At 49.7% G+C, this 21,695-nt stretch carries 26 protein-coding genes; 18 read left to right on the forward strand and 8 right to left on the reverse strand.

The window, feature by feature from the left end; all coding sequences use genetic code 11:
• Window positions 1-149: 149 nt before the first annotated feature.
• The 6 genes from N774_RS0111475 to fabD are packed head-to-tail and all read right to left on the reverse strand — an operon-like array spanning window position 150 to window position 5,250.
• A complete protein-coding gene (locus tag N774_RS0111475) occupies window positions 150-1,367 on the reverse strand; it encodes a leucine-rich repeat protein (RefSeq protein WP_024861378.1) in 1,218 nt (405 codons plus the stop codon).
• A complete protein-coding gene (locus N774_RS0111480; RefSeq protein ID WP_024861379.1) occupies window positions 1,368-2,537 on the reverse strand; it encodes an amidohydrolase in 1,170 nt (389 codons plus the stop codon). It lies immediately after the preceding gene.
• 6 nt (window positions 2,538-2,543) lie between these two features.
• Complete coding sequence (locus tag N774_RS0111485) at window positions 2,544-3,041, reverse strand: shikimate kinase (RefSeq protein ID WP_024861380.1); 498 nt, start codon at window positions 3,039-3,041, stop codon at window positions 2,544-2,546.
• 10 nt (window positions 3,042-3,051) lie between these two features.
• Window positions 3,052-3,507, reverse strand: a complete 456-nt coding sequence (locus tag N774_RS0111490; RefSeq protein ID WP_024861381.1) for a GNAT family N-acetyltransferase — start codon at window positions 3,505-3,507, stop codon at window positions 3,052-3,054.
• 1 nt (window position 3,508) lies between these two features.
• Window positions 3,509-4,345 carry a shikimate dehydrogenase family protein gene (locus N774_RS0111495; protein WP_024861382.1) on the reverse strand — a complete coding sequence of 279 codons (837 nt, stop codon included), beginning with the start codon at window positions 4,343-4,345 and terminating at the stop codon, window positions 3,509-3,511.
• Window positions 4,342-5,250: an ACP S-malonyltransferase gene (fabD, locus tag N774_RS0111500; protein WP_024861383.1), complete on the reverse strand. Its 909-nt coding sequence runs from the start codon at window positions 5,248-5,250 to the stop codon at window positions 4,342-4,344. The genes N774_RS0111495 and fabD overlap by 4 nt, the downstream gene beginning before the upstream one ends.
• A 285-nt stretch (window positions 5,251-5,535) precedes the next feature.
• Between fabD and N774_RS0111505 the strand changes: the two genes are divergently transcribed.
• From N774_RS0111505 to N774_RS0111590, 18 genes are all read left to right on the forward strand, one after another.
• Window positions 5,536-6,525 carry a beta-ketoacyl-ACP synthase III gene (locus N774_RS0111505; RefSeq protein WP_024861384.1) on the forward strand — a complete coding sequence of 330 codons (990 nt, stop codon included), beginning with the start codon at window positions 5,536-5,538 and terminating at the stop codon, window positions 6,523-6,525.
• Between the two features lie 94 nt (window positions 6,526-6,619).
• Complete coding sequence (fabK, locus tag N774_RS0111510; RefSeq protein WP_080770487.1) at window positions 6,620-7,567, forward strand: enoyl-[acyl-carrier-protein] reductase FabK; 948 nt, start codon at window positions 6,620-6,622, stop codon at window positions 7,565-7,567.
• Window positions 7,564-7,770 (forward strand): DUF4177 domain-containing protein, encoded by a 207-nt coding sequence (locus tag N774_RS0111515; protein ID WP_024861386.1) that lies wholly within the window; start codon window positions 7,564-7,566, stop codon window positions 7,768-7,770. Before fabK ends, N774_RS0111515 begins: the two co-directional genes overlap by 4 nt.
• Before the next feature lie 98 nt (window positions 7,771-7,868).
• A complete protein-coding gene (gene fabG / locus N774_RS0111520) occupies window positions 7,869-8,609 on the forward strand; it encodes a 3-oxoacyl-[acyl-carrier-protein] reductase (RefSeq protein ID WP_024861387.1) in 741 nt (246 codons plus the stop codon).
• Window positions 8,610-8,682: 73 nt separating this feature from the next.
• Entirely contained in the window at window positions 8,683-9,939 is a 1,257-nt protein-coding gene (fabF, locus tag N774_RS0111525) for a beta-ketoacyl-ACP synthase II (protein WP_024861388.1), read from the forward strand.
• Window positions 9,940-9,951: 12 nt separating this feature from the next.
• Window positions 9,952-10,428 (forward strand): acetyl-CoA carboxylase biotin carboxyl carrier protein, encoded by a 477-nt coding sequence (gene accB, locus N774_RS0111530; protein ID WP_024861389.1) that lies wholly within the window; start codon window positions 9,952-9,954, stop codon window positions 10,426-10,428.
• Complete coding sequence (locus N774_RS0111535; protein WP_024861390.1) at window positions 10,428-11,024, forward strand: hypothetical protein; 597 nt, start codon at window positions 10,428-10,430, stop codon at window positions 11,022-11,024. Before accB ends, N774_RS0111535 begins: the two co-directional genes overlap by 1 nt.
• 2 nt (window positions 11,025-11,026) lie before the next feature.
• Window positions 11,027-11,683, forward strand: coding sequence for a hypothetical protein (locus N774_RS0111540; protein ID WP_037280261.1), 657 nt, complete (start codon window positions 11,027-11,029; stop codon window positions 11,681-11,683).
• Window positions 11,684-11,688: 5 nt separating this feature from the next.
• Window positions 11,689-12,132, forward strand: coding sequence for a 3-hydroxyacyl-ACP dehydratase FabZ (gene fabZ, locus N774_RS0111545; RefSeq protein ID WP_024861392.1), 444 nt, complete (start codon window positions 11,689-11,691; stop codon window positions 12,130-12,132).
• A 21-nt stretch (window positions 12,133-12,153) separates the two neighbouring features.
• Window positions 12,154-13,506: an acetyl-CoA carboxylase biotin carboxylase subunit gene (gene accC / locus N774_RS0111550; RefSeq protein ID WP_024861393.1), complete on the forward strand. Its 1,353-nt coding sequence runs from the start codon at window positions 12,154-12,156 to the stop codon at window positions 13,504-13,506.
• A 19-nt stretch (window positions 13,507-13,525) separates the two neighbouring features.
• Window positions 13,526-14,371, forward strand: a complete 846-nt coding sequence (gene accD / locus N774_RS0111555; protein ID WP_024861394.1) for an acetyl-CoA carboxylase, carboxyltransferase subunit beta — start codon at window positions 13,526-13,528, stop codon at window positions 14,369-14,371.
• A gap of 2 nt (window positions 14,372-14,373) precedes the next feature.
• Window positions 14,374-15,180: an acetyl-CoA carboxylase carboxyltransferase subunit alpha gene (locus N774_RS0111560; protein ID WP_024861395.1), complete on the forward strand. Its 807-nt coding sequence runs from the start codon at window positions 14,374-14,376 to the stop codon at window positions 15,178-15,180.
• A gap of 29 nt (window positions 15,181-15,209) precedes the next feature.
• Window positions 15,210-15,461 carry an acyl carrier protein gene (gene acpP, locus N774_RS0111565; protein WP_431767934.1) on the forward strand — a complete coding sequence of 84 codons (252 nt, stop codon included), beginning with the start codon at window positions 15,210-15,212 and terminating at the stop codon, window positions 15,459-15,461.
• Between the two features lie 375 nt (window positions 15,462-15,836).
• Window positions 15,837-16,493, forward strand: a complete 657-nt coding sequence (locus tag N774_RS0111570; protein ID WP_051463397.1) for a cobalamin biosynthesis protein CobQ — start codon at window positions 15,837-15,839, stop codon at window positions 16,491-16,493.
• Window positions 16,494-16,618: 125 nt separating this feature from the next.
• Window positions 16,619-16,825, forward strand: a complete 207-nt coding sequence (locus N774_RS0111575) for a 4Fe-4S dicluster domain-containing protein (RefSeq protein ID WP_024861397.1) — start codon at window positions 16,619-16,621, stop codon at window positions 16,823-16,825.
• A 42-nt stretch (window positions 16,826-16,867) separates the two neighbouring features.
• Window positions 16,868-17,911 (forward strand): 3-methyl-2-oxobutanoate dehydrogenase subunit VorB, encoded by a 1,044-nt coding sequence (locus tag N774_RS0111580; RefSeq protein WP_037280954.1) that lies wholly within the window; start codon window positions 16,868-16,870, stop codon window positions 17,909-17,911.
• Window positions 17,911-18,684 carry a thiamine pyrophosphate-dependent enzyme gene (locus tag N774_RS0111585; protein ID WP_019680243.1) on the forward strand — a complete coding sequence of 258 codons (774 nt, stop codon included), beginning with the start codon at window positions 17,911-17,913 and terminating at the stop codon, window positions 18,682-18,684. Before N774_RS0111580 ends, N774_RS0111585 begins: the two co-directional genes overlap by 1 nt.
• Window positions 18,684-19,217 (forward strand): 2-oxoacid:acceptor oxidoreductase family protein, encoded by a 534-nt coding sequence (locus N774_RS0111590; RefSeq protein ID WP_024861399.1) that lies wholly within the window; start codon window positions 18,684-18,686, stop codon window positions 19,215-19,217. Before N774_RS0111585 ends, N774_RS0111590 begins: the two co-directional genes overlap by 1 nt.
• 310 nt (window positions 19,218-19,527) lie before the next feature.
• On the opposite strand, the gene N774_RS0111595 is transcribed toward N774_RS0111590, so the two are convergent.
• The gene (locus tag N774_RS0111595) at window positions 19,528-20,442 is read right to left on the reverse strand and encodes a hypothetical protein (RefSeq protein ID WP_024861400.1); all 915 of its coding nucleotides are present in this window, start codon (window positions 20,440-20,442) and stop codon (window positions 19,528-19,530) included.
• A complete protein-coding gene (locus N774_RS0111600; protein ID WP_024861401.1) occupies window positions 20,442-21,497 on the reverse strand; it encodes a hypothetical protein in 1,056 nt (351 codons plus the stop codon). The genes N774_RS0111595 and N774_RS0111600 overlap by 1 nt, the downstream gene beginning before the upstream one ends.
• Window positions 21,498-21,695: the final 198 nt, after the last annotated feature.

Here is a 21,695-nt window from a genome sequence, read left to right on the forward strand (position 1 = left end):
AATATTAACTTTAATAATACTATTTTTTGCGGCTTCTGTCAATAGTTTGAGGAGCATGGGGAGCATAGAATTTTGTTTTCAAAAAAGGTCGGTTTTTGGCGAAAAAGCAGTTTGTTATATTAAAGTAATTCAGTGTTAAAGCAGTAATATCAGTGCTTTACGGCGTTTTCCGCGTATTTTTCAAGTATCAGCGAAGCGTCAACTGCGTTTGCCGTGCCGTTGTCGTCATAGTCGGCGGCAATGTTCTGCTCAGCATTGAACGACAGGGGACTGCCCGTGGAGATAAGAGCGTACTCGGTGAGTACAGCAGAAGCGTCCACCGCGTCGATAATGCCGTCGCCTGTGACGTCGCCCTTCTGACATATCCTCGTGCCGAAGATGATACCGCAGTCCGATGCGTACTTTTCGGCAGCAGAGCCCTTTTCGCCCTTTATTACGAAATTCGGGATATTCTGTGTGGAACCCGTGTAGGTATTGTATCTTCTTCCCAATGCGTTTTCGCCGATGGAAGTCACGCTTTTGGGTAGCTTTATACCGCTGAGACCTGCGCAGCTGTAAAAGGCTTCATAGCCGATGCTTGTGATATTGTCGGGGATAATGATGTTGTTGAGAGCTGTACAGGAGAGGAAGCATTTGTCGGGAATGGCAGTCACTCCGCTTCCTATGCGCACCTTTGAAAGTGATGTGCAGCTCATGAAACACCTTGCGCTGAGTGTAGTTACCGAGTCGGGGATATCCACTGATCTCAGTTCAAGGCAGCCCGAAAAGGCATTTTCACCAATAGTCTTCACCGAGTCGGGGATAGTTACCGAAGTGATATCCGCTCTTTCAAAGAAAGCGAAATCGGCGATGGTTTTTGTTTTGTCGGGCACCACCGCCTTGCTGCTGCCTGCATAGAGAATAAGAGTATCACCGCTCTTATTGAAAAGGCAGCCGTCAACGGAAGAATATGTGGGATTATCCTTGCTGACGGTGAATGATGTGAGATTAAGAGAATCGGCAAATGAGTACTCTCCTATGGAAGAGACACCGCTGCCAATGCTTACGGTGGTCAGCTTGGGACAGCCTACGAATGTCTGCTTGTTTATTGACGTAACACTGTCGGGAATAACACATGAGGTCATCTCCTCAAGGTGAAAAAATGCATTTTTGCCGATAGAGGTAACAGGCAGTCCGTCTATGGTCTCGGGGATCATCAGTTCCTTGATGTCAGTGTTTACGCAGTCTGTTACGCATATCTCATTATTATCGGTTTTTTGGTAATAGAAATCCTTGCTTTCATCCTTTTTTTCGGCATATGAAGTAACTGCGGGAGCTGCTGCAAAGAAAAGCAGGGCAGCTGCGGCAAAGGATATCAGCCTTTTCATTTAAACCTCCCTGCGGCAGATATTGCCGTTTACCATAACGAGTACGGGCTCGGACATGAGGTCGAGTGGATTGTCGCCCTTTCTGTAGAGCTGTAAATCCGCGTCCTTTCCCTCTGTGAGAGAGCCTGTGGTATCGTCTATGCCGAGTATCTCGGCAGGATAAACAGTGAGAGTTTTCAGCGCCTCGTCAAAGTCAAGTCCGCCCTTTACCGCAGCCTGTGCGGAGAGGGGGAGGTACTGTATTGGGATAACGGTATGGTCTGTGCAGATAGCTATCTTTACGCCGCTGTCGTGGAGGACTGAGGCGTTTTTCAGTTCAAGTCCGCGCATTTCGGGCTTGCAGCGGTCGCAGATAACGGGACCGCATATGACGGGGATATTCTCCTCGGCGATGATGTCGGCTATCTTGTGACCCTCTGTTCCGTGGATAATTACGGCGTCAAGGCTGAACTCCTTGGCAATGCGCATAGCCGTGCAGATATCGTCGGCACGGTGGCAGTGGAAGAAAGCCTTTTCCTTGCGCTCAAGCAGGGGCATGAGGGCTTCGCACTTGATATCATACTCAGGCGGGTCGTAGTTCTCGCTGTCGGAGTAATAGCTGTCCATATCGTGAACATAGCGGCGGGCTTTGTAAAGTCCCTCGCGTATGAGAGCGGTTATCGCCATACGGGTTATGGGAGTCTCCTCGCGTCCGTTGTAGACGTTCTTGGGGTTCTCGCCCAGAGCGAATTTGATGCCGCAGCTTCTTATGAGCATATCGTCCACGCGTCTGCCATATGTTTTTACAGCGGCTATCTCACCGCCGCAGGCATTGGCGCTTCCGGGACTTGAAGCCGCCGCGGTGATCCCGCGCATACGGGCTTCCTCAAAGCAGCGGTCAAAGGGATTGATACCGTCAACGGCTCTCATCTGCGGAGTGAAGGGGTCTGTGGACTCGTTGCAGTCATCGCCCTCAAAGTCCAGACCGTCCTCGATTATGCCAAGGTGATTGTGGGCGTCGATGAATCCGGGGAGGAGCATACCGCCCTTTGCGTCTATGCTGTCCTTATCGTCACGGGGCAGAAAACCGCTGCCCACGTTTTTTATTTTGCCGTTTTGGATATCTATCCAGCCGTCTTTTATTACTCCTAAGGGACCCATGGTATGGATCTCAGCGTTATAAATAAGCATACAGGCTCACTTTCTCAGGATAGCAGCTATCTTTTCCGCATTTTCAACGGGGCTGCCGTTACATTCCAGTCTTATGGTGGAGTGTGCAAGATAAACGTCTCTGCGTGAGTTGTAGAGAGTCTCCAGCTCCTCCTTTGTGGATTTTACAACGATAGGACGGTTTGTGTCGTCCTTTATGCGCTCGTAGCATACCTCAAAGGGAACATCGAGGAATACCACAGCCGCACCTGCGTCCTTTGCAGCCTTTGCGGTATCGGGATTGAGCATGGCACCGCCGCCGCAGGCAGCAACAGTGGTCTTGCCGCAGAGGGACTTGACTATCTCGGCCTCGGTCTGACGGAAGAAGGGCTCGCCCTTTTTCTCAAATATCTCGGGGATAGTCATTTCAAGAGTGCGGACGATGAGGTCGTCCGTGTCGCAGAAGCCGCAGCCCAGTTTCTTTGCCGCAAGCTTTCCTATAGTTGATTTTCCGCAGCCCATAAAGCCGCATAAAAATACAGTCATATAATTCTCCTTATTTCTGCTTGATGCGAACAAGCTTAACCAGCGGCACCCATTCGTCCTCCATCATCTTCTCGCCTGTGAGCTCGAAGCCGTGACGCTTGTAAAAGGCGATGCCGCGTTCATTGTATTCCAGCGCCCAGAGGTTGTCCGCACCGAATTTCTCAACGGCAAAGCCGAGAAGCTCTGCGCCTATGCCGCTGTTCTGGAACTGAGGCTCAACGTAGAGCTTGACCACCTCCGTGCCGTTTACGCGGATAATGCCCTTGATAACGCCGCCGTCGTCGTAGACATAGGTGTTTGTCAGCTCCTCCGAGCCCTCGGTGTACTCCGCCGCCATATCCACAACGTTCAGCTCAGAGAAATAGAACTCATCGTTGCGGAAAAAGGGGTAGAAGTTCACGCGGTAGTTGGTTATGATCATCTCGGCGATGCGTGAAGCGTCGCCTGCCTTTGCGGGGCGTATCATATCACTTGTTCATGCTGTCAACAGCGTTCTCCACGTCGGAGATTATCCTTGCGATATCCTCAGTTCTGAAGCTTCCGCCGTACCATATCTCATGAGCCTTTACAGCCTGATATACCAGCATCGAAGCGCCGCCTACGGCTATTTTGCCGAGGGCACGGGCTTTCTTCATGAGGAGGGTCTCCTTGGGATTGTAGATAACGTCGAATACGCTGCCGCTGTTTTCGATTATGGTATCGCTTACTGCGCAGGCATCCACCTTTGGGTACATACCTACGGGAGTAGCGTTTATGAGCAGGTCGTAGCTGCCGTCAAGTGTGGATATATCGGCGATCCTCACGGAAGCACCGCTGCACTTTGCCAGTATCTCAGCCATGAGTATCTGGGCATTCTTTACGTCCTGCGGGATAACTGCAAGGGTGATGTTTCCGCCGTGACGGGCTACCTCGATAGCTATCATTCTGCCGACGCCGCCGCAGCCAAGTATAGCCACATTGCCGCCGATAGGGAGCTGCTCTGCTGAGCGCAGGAAGCCGTCGCAGTCGGTGTTGTAGCCAACAAGATGACCGTTGTCGTTGTTGATGCAGTTCACGGAGTTGTAGCGCTGAGCGCTTTCAGCAAGCTCGTCCACCAGTGAGATAACAGCCTGCTTGTGGGGGATAGTGACATTGAGACCGCGGAGCGCTTCAAGAGTGCTGCGGCTGCCTGCCATATCCTCGGGAGCTATGTCGATGAGCTCGTATGATGTATCTGCAAGTCCGCTGAGAGCGAACAGCTTTTCGTGGATAAGAGGGGACATTGAGTGTCCCAGGGGGTGTCCTATAAGTGCAAATTTATTCATGATAATGCTCCTTCAAGTGTTTCCATATTTTCAACGTTTACTGCTGTCACGTCCTTGAGTGTCTTCTTTACCAGACCGGTGAGAGTTCTTCCGGGACCGAACTCAACGAACTTGTCAGCGCCTGCCTCCTGCATAGCTGCAAGCTCAGATGTGAAGCGCACAGGTGATACGATGTGCTTTGCAAGCATGGAAGCCATATCCGAGAAGTCTGTCAGCTCGCCGCCTGTGAGATTTGAGTAGTACTTCACTTGGGGAGCCTTGAACTCGATAGTCTTTGCTGTTTCGTAGAACTTGTCCGCAGCAGGCTGCATGAGCTTTGAATGGAAAGCGCCTGCAACGTTGAGCGGGATAACTCTTGCCTTCATTTCTGCGAATATCTCGCTTACCTCGGCGATACCCTCGGGAGTGCCTGCGATAACGGTCTGAACAGGTGAGTTGTAGTTTACGGCTGTGACATATTCCTTAGCCTCGCCGCACACTCTCTCAACTTCCTCGGGAGCTATCTTCATGATAGCTGCCATAGCGCCCTTTGAAGAAGCTGTAGCCTCCTCCATAGCGGCAGCTCTTGCCTTTATAAGGCGGAATGCGTCCTCAAGGGATATCATTCCCGAAGCGTACATTGCAGCGTACTCTCCGAGGGAGTGACCTGCAACTCCGTCGAATGTGAAGCCCTTTGACTGAGCAGCTTTCAGGCACACGATGGAAGTTGCCATGATAGCGGGCTGAGAGTTGATAGTCCTCGATAATTCATCAAGGGGAGCATTGAAGCATATCTCTTTCAGGTCTGTGCCCAGTATTTCGGAGCCTGTCTCGTAAACGGAGAGAAGCTCGGGCATTGCTTCTGCGATGTCCTTGCCCATTCCCTCATACTGAGAGCCCTGTCCCGAAAATAGTGAAATTGTCATAATATTAAACTTCCTTTCTGTATGTTATATACAAAGTAATGGTGAAAATTCACTTATGTATTATTGTAAATTTGTGAGAAATGCCGATATTTTGTCTTTAGCTTGTCAAAGTGCTGAAATATCGTTGCAAAAAAACTCAAAATGATTTACAATATATTATGTGTGGTATTCTGTCTGCTCATAAATATTCCCCTGCAAACGGGATACCGACATTACTACTATAACATAATTTTTTGGTTTTTACAACCATGTTTTATAATTTTGTTGATTCTAAGGAGCTAATTAATGGGTATAAGCATTTTGGGAACGGGCAGCTATGTGCCTGACCAGATAATGACAAACGACGATTTTACCCGATTTGTTGAGACTGACGACGAGTGGATACGCACAAGAACGGGCATATCGCAGCGCCGTATGGCAGGCTGGGAGCCCACATGGTATATGGGCGCACAGGCTTCTCTGAAAGCTGTAAAGGCGTCGGGCATCGACCCTGCGGACATCGGGCTTATCATATCCTGTACTGCTACATCGGACTTCCTCACCCCCAGCATGGCGAGCGTTATCCAGCATGAAGTGGGCGCTGTCAATGCTGCTGCCTTTGATATGAACGCAGCCTGTTCGGGCTTCGTATACGCCACAGACGTGGCAAGGCGCTTCCTTGAGACAGATGATTCACTGAAATACGTTCTTGTTGTTGCCAATGAGGCGCTTTCACGCTTCCTTGACTTCACCGACAGATCGTCATGCATACTTTTCGGCGACGGTGCTGCCGCAGTCATACTGGAAAAGAGCGACAAGCTTTATTCATCGGCGCTGTGCTCTGACGGCAGCGGCGCGGGACTGCTCTGTGCAAGATCTCTGAACGTAGCTCCCGAGGTTGCAGTTGAGAAAAGCGATTTTGAGGATCCGTTCCCCGATGTTCCCATACACAAGCTTCAGCAGAACGGAAAAGAGGTATACAAGTTCGCAGTAGCGGCCCTGCCAAAGTCCTTCGAGCTTGCAGCCGCAAAGGTGGGCATCACCAAGGACGATATCGACTGGTTCGTACCTCATCAGGCTAATATAAGAATTATCGAGACAGCTGCCAAGAAGCTGGGCGCACCTATGGAGAAGTTCATCGTGACTCTCGATCACTACGGAAATACCTCCAGCGCTTCAATTCCTCTTGCTCTCTGCGAGGGCATAGAAAAGGGACTTATCAAGCGCGGACAGAAGATAGCCCTCATAGGCTTCGGAGCAGGTCTTACCTACGGCGGAATTATTTGTGAGTATTAAGAGCTAATAACTAAGATGTAGGGGCTGGCGTCCCCGACAGCCCGTGAGTTTTGAACGTATCGCGGGACGTCGGGACGCCGTCCCCTACAAGGATATGAGAAAAAGGAGAACTACTATGAAAACACGCATCACTGAGCTTCTCGGCTGCGAATACCCCATAATTCAGGGCGGTATGGCATGGGTAGCCGAGCATACACTTGCTTCCGCAGTATCCAACGCAGGCGGAATAGGACTTATCGCAGGCGGCAGTGCTCCCATAGACTATCTTCGTGAGCAGATTCGTCTGTGCAAGGAAAAGACAAACAAGCCTTTCGGCGTAAACATAATGCTTATGAGCCCCAATGCCGACGATCTGGCACAGCTCTGTATCGATGAGGGCGTTAAGGTCATCACCACAGGTGCGGGCAACCCCGGCAAGTACATGGCTGCATGGAAGGAAGCAGGCATAAAGGTGATGCCTGTAGTTCCGTCGGTAGCTCTTGCAAAGAGAATGGAGAAGTCAGGTGCTGACGCTGTTATCGCTGAGGGTACAGAGTCGGGCGGACATATCGGTGAAAACACAACAATGTGTCTCGTGCCTCAGGTAGTTGACGCTGTTGAGATACCCGTTATCGCCGCAGGCGGCATCGCTGATGGCAGAGGTATGGCAGCTGCATTCATGCTGGGCGCCGAGGGCGTTCAGATAGGCACACGCTTCCTCGCTTCCGAGGAGTGTCAGATACACCCCACATTCAAGGACCTTGTCATCAAGGCTAAGGATACTGACAATATCGTAACGGGACGCTATACAGGTCATCCGTGCAGAAATATCAAGACCAAGTTCGCCAAGAAGCTTGCTGCAGGCGAAAAGGAGGGAACACTCTCTCCCGAGGAGTTCGAGCAGCTCACAGTGGGCGCTCTCCGCAGAGCTGTAGTTGACGGCGACGTGGACAGCGGTTCATTCCTCTGCGGAGCTATCTCAGGCATGGTCAACGACATAAAGACCTGTGCAGACATAGTCAAGGAAATAAACGACGGCGCGGAGAAGCTTTTAAAGATATGAAGTACATTTATGTTAAAGCCAGAAGAAAGCTCAGCGGCAGCTTTTATATAAAAAGCCGCGACGGAGAGCTCAGACCCCGCGAGGTAATAGACAAAATGGCAGGGCAGGGCTACAGGTACGTAGGTCACGTTCCCGTTTATATCGGTGACAACGGCGCACTGGAAGAGTACGACATGATATTTGAGGAATGCGGCAAACAGTGACATTTGTAACCGAAAAAGTGACATTTCTCACTTTAAAATGTGTGTGAATATGTGTTAAAATAAGAATACAGATTATACTTGTAACGGAGGTAACAAAAATGGCAACAGCAATAATCACAGGCGCTTCACAGGGCATAGGCGCCTGTATCGCAAAGAGACTGGCAAAGGACGGCTTTGATGTAGTTATAAATCATTATCCCAGTGACGGAGATAAGGAAAAGGCTCTCGCAGTAGCAGAGGAATGCCGCGCATTCGGCGTAAAGGCTGAGTGCTATGCGGCAGACGTTTCAAAATTCGACCAGTGCGAGGCTATGGTGAAGCAGGTCAAGGCTGACTTCGGCACTATCGACGCTCTTGTAAACAATGCAGGCATCACAAAGGATAAGCTCCTTGCGAGAATGAGCGAGGACGAGTACGACGCTGTTATCGCAGTAAACCAGAAGAGCGTGTTCAATATGACCAAGCACGTTACTGCTGTAATGATGAAGCAGAGACACGGCAGGATAGTAAATGTATCCTCTGTTGCAGGACTTTACGGAAACCCGGGTCAGATGAATTATTCAGCTTCAAAGGCTGCCATAATCGGAATGACAAAGACAACAGCCAAGGAGTTCGGTTCACGAAACATCACATGCAATGCTGTAGCTCCGGGATTTATACACACTCCTATGACAGACGGGCTTTCCGAAGAGCTGAAGGAGAGAATGATAAATGCAGTAGCTCTCAGACGCTACGGCGAACCCGAGGAGATCGCGTCTGTAGTATCCTTCCTCGTTTCCGAAAATGCGTCCTACGTTACGGGACAGGTCATCGAGATCTCAGGCGGTCTCGAAATGTAACAATAAATGCAGCACGGAGCGAAAGCTCCATATACACTAAAGGTTTTATATAATTGGTAAGAGAGGAAAATATATGAGCAGAAGAGTCGTTATCACAGGAATGGGTGCAATAACCCCGCTTGGAACAGGTGTTGAGAAGTTCTGGAAGGGCATAAGGGAAAACAGACTTGGAATATCCTTTATAGATATGTTCGATACCGAGCGTACAGGCGTTAAGATAGCAGGTATCGTCAGGGACTTCAATGAAGAGGATTATTACGGTGTGGAGGGCTGCTTTGAAAAGAAAGAGGCACGCCACATGGACAGATTCACCAAGTATGCGGTAGTAGCCGCACATGAAGCCCTTACAGACGCAGGTACAAGCTTCAAGGACATGGACCCGTACAAAGTGGGCGTACTTGTGGGCTCGGGCATCGGCGGCATCGACCTTACTCTTTCCGAGTACACAAAGTACCTTGAAAAGGGCCCCGGAAGAATGTCGGCGTTCTACATTCCTATGATGATAAGCAATATGGCAGCAGGGACCATATCCATGAAAACAGGCTTCAGAGGTGCTAATTTCGATATCACCACAGCATGCGCAACAGGTACTCACTGCATAGGCGAAGCCTTCCGCAAGATAAAGGACGGCTACCTTGACGCTTGTCTTGCAGGCGGTACAGAGTCAACGGCAGAAGAGTTCACATTCGGCGGATTCTCAAATATGAAAGCCCTTACAAAGTCGGGCGACCTCACAAGAGCCTCCATTCCCTTCGACAAGGAGAGAAGCGGCTTTGTACTTGGCGAGGGAAGCGCAGTCCTCGTGCTTGAGGAATACGAGCACGCAAAGGCAAGAGGCGCTAAGATATACGCAGAGGTGGCAGGCTACGGCGCTACCTGCGACGGCTACCATATGACTTCACCTATGCCCGGCGGCGAGGCTGCTGCAAAGGGCATGGAGCTTGCAATGGAGGAAGCAGGATTAAAGCCTGCTGATATAGATTATATCAACGCACACGGCACATCGACAGGTCTCAACGACAAGTATGAGACAGCCGCTATAAAGCTGGCTCTGGGCGACTGTGCGAAAACAGTAAAGATAAGCTCTACCAAGTCCATGACAGGACATCTTCTCGGCGCAGCAGGCGCTGTTGAAGCGGTAGTATGTGCAAAGTCCATACAGGAGGGCTTCATTCACGCAACAGTGGGATATAAGGTGCCCGATGAGGAATGTGACCTCGATTACTGCGGAAGCGGTAATATAGAGCAGGAGGTCAATGCCGCTCTGTCCAATTCACTTGGCTTCGGCGGACATAATGCGACACTTTGCTTCAAAAGGGTAAAAGACTGAGGAGGACATTAAATGGAGAAAATTTACGGTCAGATAGACCTTGAGACAATAGAGAAGCTTGCAGACATAATCAATAAGAAGGAGCTCTCCGAGCTTACTATTGCAAGCGGCGAGAATACTATCACATTAAAGGGCAAGAAGGCTATGCCTATGCCCATGCCTGTACCTGTAGCTGCGGCAGCTCCCCAGCAGGCTCAGCTCCCGGCAGAGAGCGCACTCTCGGCAAGCGAGGCTTCAATGGCTGAGGAGGTAAGCGGCAAGATAGTAAAGTCGCCTATCGTAGGTACATTCTACTCTGCCCCCTCACCTGACAAGCCGCCTTTCGTAAAGACAGGCGACGAGGTCAAGAAGGGCGACGTTATAATGATAATCGAGTCCATGAAGCTCATGAACGAGATACAGTCCGAGTTCGACGGCGTTGTTGAGCAGATACTTGTATCCGACGGACAGGCAGTGGAATTCGACCAGCCCATAATGGTCATAAAGTGATGACCTACAGGTACATCGATCAGAGTACTATAGATTCGGGCGGTAAGAACATAACCTCTCCCGAAGCCTTTGCGGAAGCCCGCACCTATAACATGGAAGCGGTAAAGAACTACAGCAGGCGTCACCGTACCCATGCCATATTCAATGTATGGATAATAGCTCAGTACGTCATACTGTTCTTCATGGTGTTCCTGTATCTGGCAAGTCTGGAGGGCGTCCATATGCCCGACGTGAGCACAAAGGCGTTCAACTGGCGCTTTGCCATAGGTGCTGTCGGATATTTTGCATATCTGATACTTGTGACATGGTTCGCCTTTGTAAAGCACAGCCGCGATAAGTTCACGCTGGCGCTCGTTTCAATGCCTGCGGTGCTGATATCACTTGTGTTCGTTATCTTTCCCGTAGGAAATTTTCTTGCCTGCATATACTATAATGTTGTGGAGGAAGAGCTCTCAAAGGAGCTTGGCTACCCATCGTTCCCGAGACTGAATGTCACCACCATAAACAGCAGCGCAGACAACATTGCAAATATGACCTACGACAGCATACGTGAAAAGATAAACAGAGACCACCCCCACGACGGGACATTTCTTTGATAATGGAACTGAAATACATTACACAGGAAAATATAGATGATTCCCATATAAACATCACCTCTGCGGAGATGTATGGGGAATTCAAGAAATACAACCAGAAAATGCTTGACATGAGCAAGATACGCTGGAGATTTCTCCGTGATTTCTGGGGAATGTGGATAATGAACGCCATAATCGTCCCCTTTATATTCATCTTAACGTATTTCAGAGTGCTCTCACCTATTATATGGTACGGCGGCAGTACAGGGCTGTGTCTTGCAGTGGTGCTCATAAGCGAGGCGCTTCTGGTATACCTTGTGGGCATAAGGAAGATGTACAGCTGGATCATTGGATTTCTTGTGACTTTGCTTATGCTGCCCGCGAATCTGTGCTATGTAATGCTTGCCGTGGCAAATGCCGTGATAATTTATGTCATGGGCAGGATAGACGACAGCATCAGGGACGAGACAGGCTATCCCCATTTCGTGCAGCTGAGAGGCTCCTATAAGAGCTTCGTCAAGGACGGCGAGGTCTTCGGCATAGAGGGCGAGAGCGTATACGGCACGGATATAAAGGCAGACTATGTAGTCCCCGAGGATCCCTTTGCAAAGTACAGGATACGCCCCGAGGACGATATGGGTATGCTTGCCGACAACGATATTAATAACAATAAGGAGTAACGATCATGGCTGATATACTTATGAATAAAGAACAGATAATGGAAATAATCCCCCACCGCGACCCCTTTCTTCTCATTGACGAGATAGTTGATATGGAAATCGGCGTAAAGGTACACGCAAGAAAGTACATCAAGGAAGAGGACTTCTGGTTCAAGGGTCACTTCCCGGGATATCCCGTGACTCCGGGCGTTCTTATGGTTGAGATGCTGGCTCAGGCAGGAGCTGTCTGCATGCTATCAAAGCCTGAATTCAAGGGCAAGATAGGACTTTTCGGCGGCATCGACAAGGCTAAGTTCCGCAGACAGGTAGTCCCGGGGGACGTACTCGACCTTGAAGTGGAGATAATCCGTCAGAGAGGACCTGTGGGAACAGGTCAGGCGCTTGCCTCAGTAGGCGGCGAAAAGGCTGTATCCTGCGAGATAACCTTCGTTGTGACAGATAATAAATAACTCATACAGGAGATAAGATAAATGTTCAGAAAAGTACTTATCGCCAACAGAGGCGAGATAGCTGTACGAATCATCAGAGCGTGCCGAGAGCTGAATATACGCTGTGTTGCAGTATATTCAACTGCCGACCGCAATTCGCTCCATGCACAGATAGCCGACGAGGCTGTATGCATCGGACCTGCGGCAACAAAGGACAGCTACCTTAACATGAACGCTATCATACAGGCGGCACTGAATACAGGCGCAGAAGCCATACATCCAGGCTTCGGCTTCCTTTCCGAGAACGCCGAGTTCGCAAAGCTCTGCGAGGCTAACGGAATAGTTTTCATCGGTCCGTCATATAAGTCAATAGAGATGCTTGGCGACAAGGCAGCTGCAAAGGAAACTATGGCAGCAGCGGGAGTACCTGTTATCCCGGGCTCAAAGGGCGCAGTCAAGTCCCTTGAGGAAGCCCGCGAGATAGCCGAAAAGGCAGGCTACCCCGTACTGGTAAAGGCTTCCGCAGGCGGCGGCGGACGCGGCATACGCCGTGTTGACAGTGCAGACGAGCTTGAAGCTCAGATGACAGCCGCTCAGCAGGAGGCAAAGAACTTCTTCGGTGACGACGCCGTATATATCGAGAAGTTCCTCATAAATCCGCACCATGTTGAGATACAGATAATTGCAGACAAGCACGGCAACTACCTCCACCTCTGCGAGCGTGACTGCTCAATGCAGCGCCGCAACCAGAAGATGCTGGAGGAGTGTCCCAGCCCTATCGTAAGCCCCGAGCTTCGCGCAAAAATGGGAGCTGCGGCAGTTACCGCTGCCAAGGAGTGCGGCTACTACAACGCAGGTACTATCGAGTTCCTCGTTGACGAGAACCGCGACTTCTACTTCATGGAGATGAATACCAGAATACAGGTCGAGCACCCTATTACCGAGGAGGTAACGGGCTTCGACCTTGTAAAGGCTCAGATAGAGATAGCAGACGGCAAGCCTCTTGAATTAAAGCAGGAGGACATCACCATACGCGGTCACGCTATCGAGTGCAGAATAAATGCGGAGAACCCCGACAAGGGCTTCCGTCCCTCGCCCGGTACTATCACCGCGCTCTATATGCCCGGAGGTCCCGGAATAAGAATTGACGGCGCCGTATATCAGGGCTACACCATCACACCTTACTATGACTCTATGATAAGCAAGCTCATTGCTCACGGCTCAGACCGAGATGACGCCATAAACAAGATGAAATGGGCGCTTTCGGAGTTCATCGTGGAGGGCGTTGATACAAATATCGACTTCCAGCTGGAGATAATCAAAAATGCCGATTTCAAGGCAGGTAAATATGATATAGGCTTCCTTGGAAGATACATGGAAGAAAAGAAGAAATAACCGATAGGGGAGAAAAGAATTGTTTGAAGATTTTTTCAACGTTGTAAAAAAGCGCTTCAATGACGGTGAGGAGGAATATAAGCCCCCCATGTTCAAATGCCCCCGCTGTCAGGGAACGAGCCCTCTTTATAAATATGAAGAGCTCCACAGAGTCTGCCCCAAGTGCAACTATCACGGCAGACTTTCCTCCACCGAGCGTATCGCTATAACTGTGGACAAGGGAAGCTTCAGAGAGCTCAACGGCAGAATGAAGAGCGCCAATCCGCTGGATTTTCCCGATTACAGCGAAAAGCAGGCGGAGCTCCGCGCCGCTACTGGACTTAATGAGGCTGTTATCACAGGTACGGCTACTATCAAGGGCTCGCCTGTAGTTATCGGCATCATGGACTCGCGCTTTATGATGGGCTCTATGGGAAGCGTCGTAGGCGAAAAGATAACCCGTGCATTTGAGTATGCCACCGAGAAAAAGCTCCCCGTGGTAATGTTTACCGCTTCGGGCGGAGCTCGTATGCAGGAGGGCATAGTGTCTCTTATGCAGATGGCTAAGACATCGGGCGCAGTAAAGCTCCACAGCGAGGCAGGCGGACTCTATATATCCGTAATGACCGACCCCACCACAGGCGGCGTAACAGCCAGCTTTGCGTCACTGGGCGATATAATCATAGCCGAGCCAAAGGTGCTCATTGGCTTTGCAGGCAGACGTGTTATCGAGGGAACTATCAAGCAGAAGCTCCCCGATGATTTCCAGCTTGCCGAGTTTATGTACACCAAGGGCTTTGTGGATATGATAGTCGAGCGCAGAAAGCTGAGAAGCGTGCTCTCTCATCTTCTGAAGCTCCACGGATTTTACCCTAAGGAGGCGTGAGCATGGACGACAAGAGAACAGCGTGGGAACGCCTTCAGCTCATACACACTAAGGGCAGACCTACTATTAAAGATTATATACCTCAGATATTCACCGACTGGTACGAGATGCACGGCGACAGACTCTTCGGCGACGACAGGGCTATCATCTGCGGTCTTGCAAGACTGGACGGCGAGCCTGTTACCATTATCGCAGAGGTAAAGGGCAGGGATATCAACGAGAACAAGAACTGCAACTTCGCAATGCCTCACCCCGAGGGCTACAGAAAGGCTCTCAGACTGGCAAGGCAGGCGGAGAAGTTCCACCGTCCTATCATATGCTTTATCGACACTCCGGGAGCATTCTGCGGAGTTGCTGCCGAGGAGCGCGGACAGGGTGAGGCTATCGCAAAGAATATCGCGGAGTTCATGACTCTCCGCACACCTATAATATCTATCGTCCTCGGTGAGGGCGGAAGCGGCGGAGCTCTTGCTCTGGGCGTATGCGACGAGCTTGCAATGCTTGAGAACGCTGAGTACTCCGTATTATCGCCAAGAGGCTTTGCAAGCATACTCTGGAAGGACGCTTCAAGAGAGCAGGAAGCCAGTGAGATAATGAAGATAACCGCAGAGGATATGGTGCGTCTCGGCGTTGCAGAAGCCATAATCGAGGAGCCCCTCGGCGGTGCACATAACGATTTAGACAAAATTTCAGAAAATATACACGAATATTTGTCACAAAAAATTCCCGAAAAATGTAAAAAAGATATTGACGTTTTGCTTAAAGAACGCTATACTAAATTTAGAAAAATCGGAGCGTTCATTGAATGAACCGATTTTGACAAAAAAATAAAGAAAAAATGGAGGACCAAATAATGATTTTTGAAAAACTCAAAGATATTATTGCAGAACAGCTCAGTGTGGAGGCAGACGAAGTAAACATGGATTCAAATATCCAGGACGATCTTGGTGCTGATTCACTTGACGTTGTTGACCTCATCACAACTATCGAGGACGAGTTCGACATCTCTATCCCCGATGAGGCTGTAGAAGAGATCAAAACAGTTGGAGACATCGTAAACTACATCGAAAAGAACACAGACGCTGAGTAATAAGCGTATATACCCCCCCGACCAAAAGTCGGGGGATTTTTTTAGTTGAGAGTTGAGAGTGTAGAGTTGAGAGTAGGGGCGGATATTATCCGTCCGTGTTAATTTCATCAAAGCCCGCGGGCGCCGAAACGGCGCCCCTACACATGGCTATTTAAATTTTTCGCGGATTATTTGCGGGACGTCGAGGACGCCGTCCCCTACATTTCGGGCGGATAATATCCGCCCCTACAAGCTAACGGCTAACGGCTTATCGAGCGGATAAGCTTAACACGTGTACAACTTTGCCTGCGGCAAAAAATACCCCTTGCAATTAATGTTTTAAAGTGGTATAATATAATTTGTAGGATTTTTCACAAGTGTTTAAAGAGGATATTTATGAAGAATATTAAGATAATCACAGGACACTATGGCAGCGGCAAGACCAATTTTGCCGTCAATCTTGCAGTGAAAGCCGCTGAGGAGGGCAAGTCCGCAGCTATCGTAGACCTTGATATAGTAAACCCCTACTTCCGAACAGCCGATTTCCGTGACCTGTTCGAGGAAAAGGGCATAAGACTTATAGCTCCCGATTTTGCAAGGAGCAACCTCGATATCCCGTCTATACAGTTCGACGTTGTGGAGCTGGCTATGGACGAGGACTGCCTCATAATCGACGTGGGCGGCGACGACGCAGGCGCTGTTGCGCTGGGACGCTATGCCGACGATCTGGAGCAGTTCAAGGACAGTATCGAGATGTACTGCGTCATAAATCAGCGCCGCTACCTCACAAATACTGCCGAGGAAGTCACAAAGCTGATGTATGAGATAGAGGCGGCAGCACGTATGAAGCATACGGCTATCGTCAACAATACCAACTTGGGCTGCGAGACTACTCTCGATATCATCGAGCAGTCCCGACCATTTGCCGAGGAGACCTCACGCATAACAGGGCTCCCAATAAAGTATACGGTATATCCCGAGGACATCGCGGAGCTTGCTGATAAGCCCGATGTATTTTCGGCGAAGATATATGTTAAGCCCGTCTGGGGCTGATGCTGATAATTCGGAATGCGGAATTCGGAATGCGGAATTGAGTGTGAAAGCTTGATCTCGGATTCCGAACCCCGAATTCCTGATTAGACCATAGAATTAATCAATCTGAAAGGAGCGAAAGGTGTATGGAAAAGATGACAGTTATTACTGAGCGCTGCAAGGGCTGCGGACTCTGTACAGCTGCCTGTCCCAAGAAGATAGTCGTTCTCCAGAAGGAGAAGCGCAACAAGAAGGGATATTTCTACGCAGAGTGTACCGACCAGTCGGCATGTATCAGCTGCGCAATGTGTGCAACAATGTGTCCTGACTGCGCTATCGTTATTCAAAAATAATTATTTATCGAAAGGAGCTGTTTAGCTTTGGAAAGAAATCTTATGAAGGGCAACGAAGCGCTGGCAGAGGCTGCTATCAGAGCAGGCTGTAAATGCTTCTTCGGTTATCCTATAACTCCTCAGACAGAGCTTGCCGCTTATATGGCAAAGCGTATGCATAAGGCAGGCGGCGTATTCTTACAGGCAGAGTCCGAGATCGCTGCTATCAACATGGTACTCGGCGCTGCTTCAACAGGCGTCCGTGCAATGACATCATCGTCCTCACCCGGAATCTCACTGAAGAGCGAGGGCGTTTCATACATAGCAGGTTCAGACCTTCCCGCTGTAATCATCAACGTTGAAAGAGGCGGCCCCGGTCTCGGCGGTATCCAGCCATCACAGGCTGACTACTGGCAGGCTACAAAGGCTCTCGGTCACGGCGACTTCCAGCTTCTGGTATACGCACCTGCATCAGTACAGGAAATGGTAGACTACGTTGTAAAGGCTTTCGACCGCGCTGACAAGTACCGTATGCCTGCAATGATCCTCGCAGACGGACTTCTCGGACAGATGATGGAGCCTGTTACATTCCCTGAGATCAATCCCAACGCTTACGATAAGAGCGGCTGGGCTGCAAACGGTCACAAGATGCAGAGAGAGCACCACATCATCAACTCTCTCTACCTCAAGCCCGATGAGCTTGAGAACTCTATCCTCGACCGTTACAAGAGATACGAGATAATCAAGGAGACTGAGACCGAGGCTGAGCTTTATCTCACCGAGGACTGCGACGTACTTGTATGCGCATTCGGCGCAACAGCAAGAGTTGCAAAGTCTGCTGTAAACGATGCAAGAGCACAGGGCATCAAGGCAGGTCTCTTCCGTCCCAAGACACTGTGGCCATTCCCTGTAAAGGAGATCAACGAGGCTGCTAAGAGCGCTAAGAAGCTTCTCAGCGTTGAGATGTCAATGGGACAGATGATAGAGGACATCAAGCTTGCTATCAACTGCTCAAAGCCTGTAGAGTTCTACGGAAGAACAGGCGGCGTTATCCCGACACCTGCTGAGGTACTGGATCAGATCAAGAAAATAGGAGGTGCTCTCTGATGGCTGTAGTATTTGAAAGACCAAAGTCACTTATTGACGTTCCTACACATTACTGCCCGGGCTGCACACACGGTATAGTTCACAGAATACTCTGTGAGGTCATCGACGAAATGGGTATCGAGGGCGATACTATCGGAGTATGTCCTGTTGGCTGCTCTGTTATGGCATATGATTACTTCAACTGCGATATGATAGAGGCTGCTCACGGACGTGCACCTGCTGTTGCAACAGGCGTTAAGCGTACAAACCCAGATAAGTTCGTATTTACATATCAGGGCGACGGCGACCTTGCTGCTATCGGTACTGCCGAGACAGTTCACGTTGCTACAAGAGGCGAGAATATCGTCGTTATCTTCATCAACAACACTATCTACGGAATGACAGGCGGTCAGATGGCTCCTACAACACTCCCCGGACAGGTTACACAGACAACACCTTTCGGAAGAAGCCCCGAGCTTGCAGGCTATCCTGTAAAGGTATGCGAGATGCTCTCAACACTTACAGGTACAGCTTATGCTGAGCGTGTTGCAGTTGACAGCGTTCCTCACATCAAGGCTGCTAAGAAGGCTATCCGCAAGGCATTTGAGAACCAGAAGGCAGGCAAGGGCTTCTCTATCGTAGAGGTTCTTTCAACTTGTCCTACAAACTGGGGACTTGCTCCTCTTGACGCTATCAAGAGACTTCAGGACGAAATGATCCCATACTATCCTCTCGGCGTATACAAGGACGTTGAAGAGGGAGTATTCCCTAAGACAGAAGGAGGTAACGAGTAATGGCTACTACAGAGATCCTTCTCGCAGGCTTCGGCGGACAGGGTATCCTCTTCGCCGGAAAGATACTTGCATACTGCGGACTTATGGACAACAAGGAGCTCTCATGGCTCCCTTCATACGGTCCCGAGATGAGAGGCGGTACATGTAACTGTTCAGTTACTATCTCCGATGATCCTATCGGTTCACCTCTCGTTGTAACACCACACCTCCTTATCGCTATGAACCAGCCCTCATTTGACAAGTTCGTAAGCTGTGTCCGCCCCGGCGGCAAGGTATTCTTCGACAGCTCAATGATCGAGCCTGCTACAGACAGAACAGACATCGACCTGTTTGGTATCCCCTCACAGCAGATGGCTGACGACAACGACCTCAAGGGCGGCTCAAACATCATACTTCTCGGCAAGCTCCTCAAGGAGACAAACATCTGCTCACTTGAGACAATGCAGAAGGCTATCGAGAAGGTCGTACCACCTAAGAAGGCAGCACTTATCCCTAACAACTTCAAGGCTATCGACCTCGGAATGAACGCATAAGACAGCAAAAGCTCCTGACTTCGGTCAGGAGCTTTTTTAGCTATTAGCTTGTAGGGACGCGCATTGCGCGTCCGCGAGTGAGTAGTGAGTAGAAAGTAGAGAGTAGAATTGTAGGGGCGGCGTTCCGCCGCCCGCCGGTAAACAACGAATTATGAATGACAATATGTAGGGGTTGCCTTTGGCAGTCCGCGCTGTAGTGGACGGTGCAGCAAATAGTAGGGGCGGATATTATCCGCCCGATAAACTTGTTTATATCAGAAAAACCCGAGAGCGCTTGCTCTCGGGCTTTTTGCCGATGTTTAAAGAGGTGTTATCTGCTGTGACCTCCGCCGCCGTGGCTTCCGCCGCCGCCTCCACCGCCGCCGCCGCGGGAACCTCCGCCGCCGCTGCTGGATTCGATCTTTCGTCTGGTCTGATATGTGCGGATATGAGTATCAGACTTCTGAGTATAGTTCACGTTGTCCTTTGACAGGTAAACGCTGGGATTGGTCTTTGCCTTGAATTTGTAGTTTCCCTTTGATGCAAGGAAAGAGATAAGAGCCGTCAGCAGACCTATGATAGCTGAAACTATCCATATGCGCACCCAGAGGATAAGGGGCTTTTTGTGGGTTATGAAGAGCTTGTCGCCCTTGTAGTAGATATATGTGCCCTTTCTCTTGTCGTGGTAATATGAGCGGTGTGAGCCGCTTTTTGAGTATACCGTGAGCTGATCGAGGAATTCCACAACAGCGTCATATATCTCGTCAGGTATTATCTCTTGTCCGGAAGCAGGGAGGTAATTGTCCAAGTGGTCGAAGATAGCTTCCCTGCAATCCTCATACATCAGGATAGCCTTTCCTGATGTGGAGATATAATCGTAAGCGGGTTTCTTTCCCGATAAGTCGAGATAATATATCAATCCGTCTGTATCGTTCCCGAACCATGAGTCATAAGTACTGTCGCAGAAAGGCTTTGTATCCTCGTTGGTGCGGTATGAGCCGCCGATATAGATGAGGATATTCATTTCGAGTTCTTGAGCTTTTTGCTGTATTTGTGCTTCAAGTTCTCTTATTTGCTGTTCTGAGAACAATCCTTTTTCGTTGTATTCGCCATCGTAAATAGTTGATACTTGCCAGTTCCCGTTCCAGCCTGCGTAGTCGTTTTCAGGCTCTGAGCAGCCTGTCAGCATCGTGAGCATACACATACAGGTAACGGCTGTCAGAATAAGTGATAAAAGGCGTTTCATCAGCAGATAGCACCTCCTATCAGAGCGCAGACAGCCGAGACAGCTGCGCCCACACCGAGACAAGCCAGCCAGAGCCTGCCCTTTGAAAGGGGAGGAGTTCCTGCAAGCTTGCCCGTCTGTCCGTTTATAGCGAACTCGTAGACCTTATCCTTGTATTTGTATGACATGAACCACACAGGGAGCAGCATATAGCTCCACTGAGTCTGCTTGATGCTGTAGTCTTCTACATTTGCGCTGACGCTGCTGTAGCCCTGAATGGAGCTCTTGATAAGCGAAGCGCACGCCTGAGTTGCGCGGACGCGGATACGGGGAAATACCGACGCTTTGTCCACGTCGTACTTATCCGCATAGAAGCCGCTGAGGTAGGACATGGAGAAGTCCTTCAGCTCGCGGTAGTCGTAGGGCTCTATAGCTTCCATGAGCAGGTCGTCTATTTTAGTCTCGCCGTCGGCAGGGATACCTTTTGTGGTAAGTGTGCCGCAGCGCACTACCCTGTACTCCTGAGTTTCGGTTATCATGTAGCTGCCCGAGGTCCAGCTCCTTACCTTTTTGCCTGTGCCCTGATAGTCAACATTTATGTTGCAGTCAGCCACCCAGAACGGAACATAGAGTCCCGTCAGCTTTTCAAGCTGCTGCTGTGACTTGAAGTCCTTTGGCGTGAACCAGCGCTTGCCTATCCATTTTTTGAAGCAGCTTATAGCATCATCTCTTGTGAGCTTGAAGCCTATGACCTTATCGGGCTTGAATTCGCCGCCCATTTTGCCTGCCAGTATAACAGGGTTATGGCAGTAATAGCAGAATGTAGCCGTCTGCTGATCGTCAGCCATTATCTCGGCGCCGCAGCTCTTGCAGCGGTAAAGGTGCGTGTGGTTTGCGAAGTCCTCCTGCACCTGTACAGCCTCCTGAGGGATACTGTTTTCGGTGCCTGCACAGAGCTCCTTTATTTCCTCCACAGTAAATGCGCTGAGGCAGTATTCACATTCCAGCTTCTGTGAGGTCGGATTGAACTTCAGATCCGCCATGCAATTGGGGCATTTATATTCAACTGATTCCAATTCAGATCATCTCCCTTTGACAAAGAACGGCAAAAGCCGACAGATATATTTTATCATAAAGCACAGATTTTTTCAATAGAAATGCTAAAAATTTACAACTTTTCTTTGACAAGGAAAATAACTTTTTGTTTAGCCTTGACAAAATTACGGAAATCAAATATAATTGTAATATGCATAATCATTAGTACTAATCGTAAA

The sequence above is a fragment of the Ruminococcus flavefaciens AE3010 genome (assembly GCF_000526795.1).
Lineage (GTDB): Bacteria > Bacillota > Clostridia > Oscillospirales > Ruminococcaceae > Ruminococcus > Ruminococcus flavefaciens_D.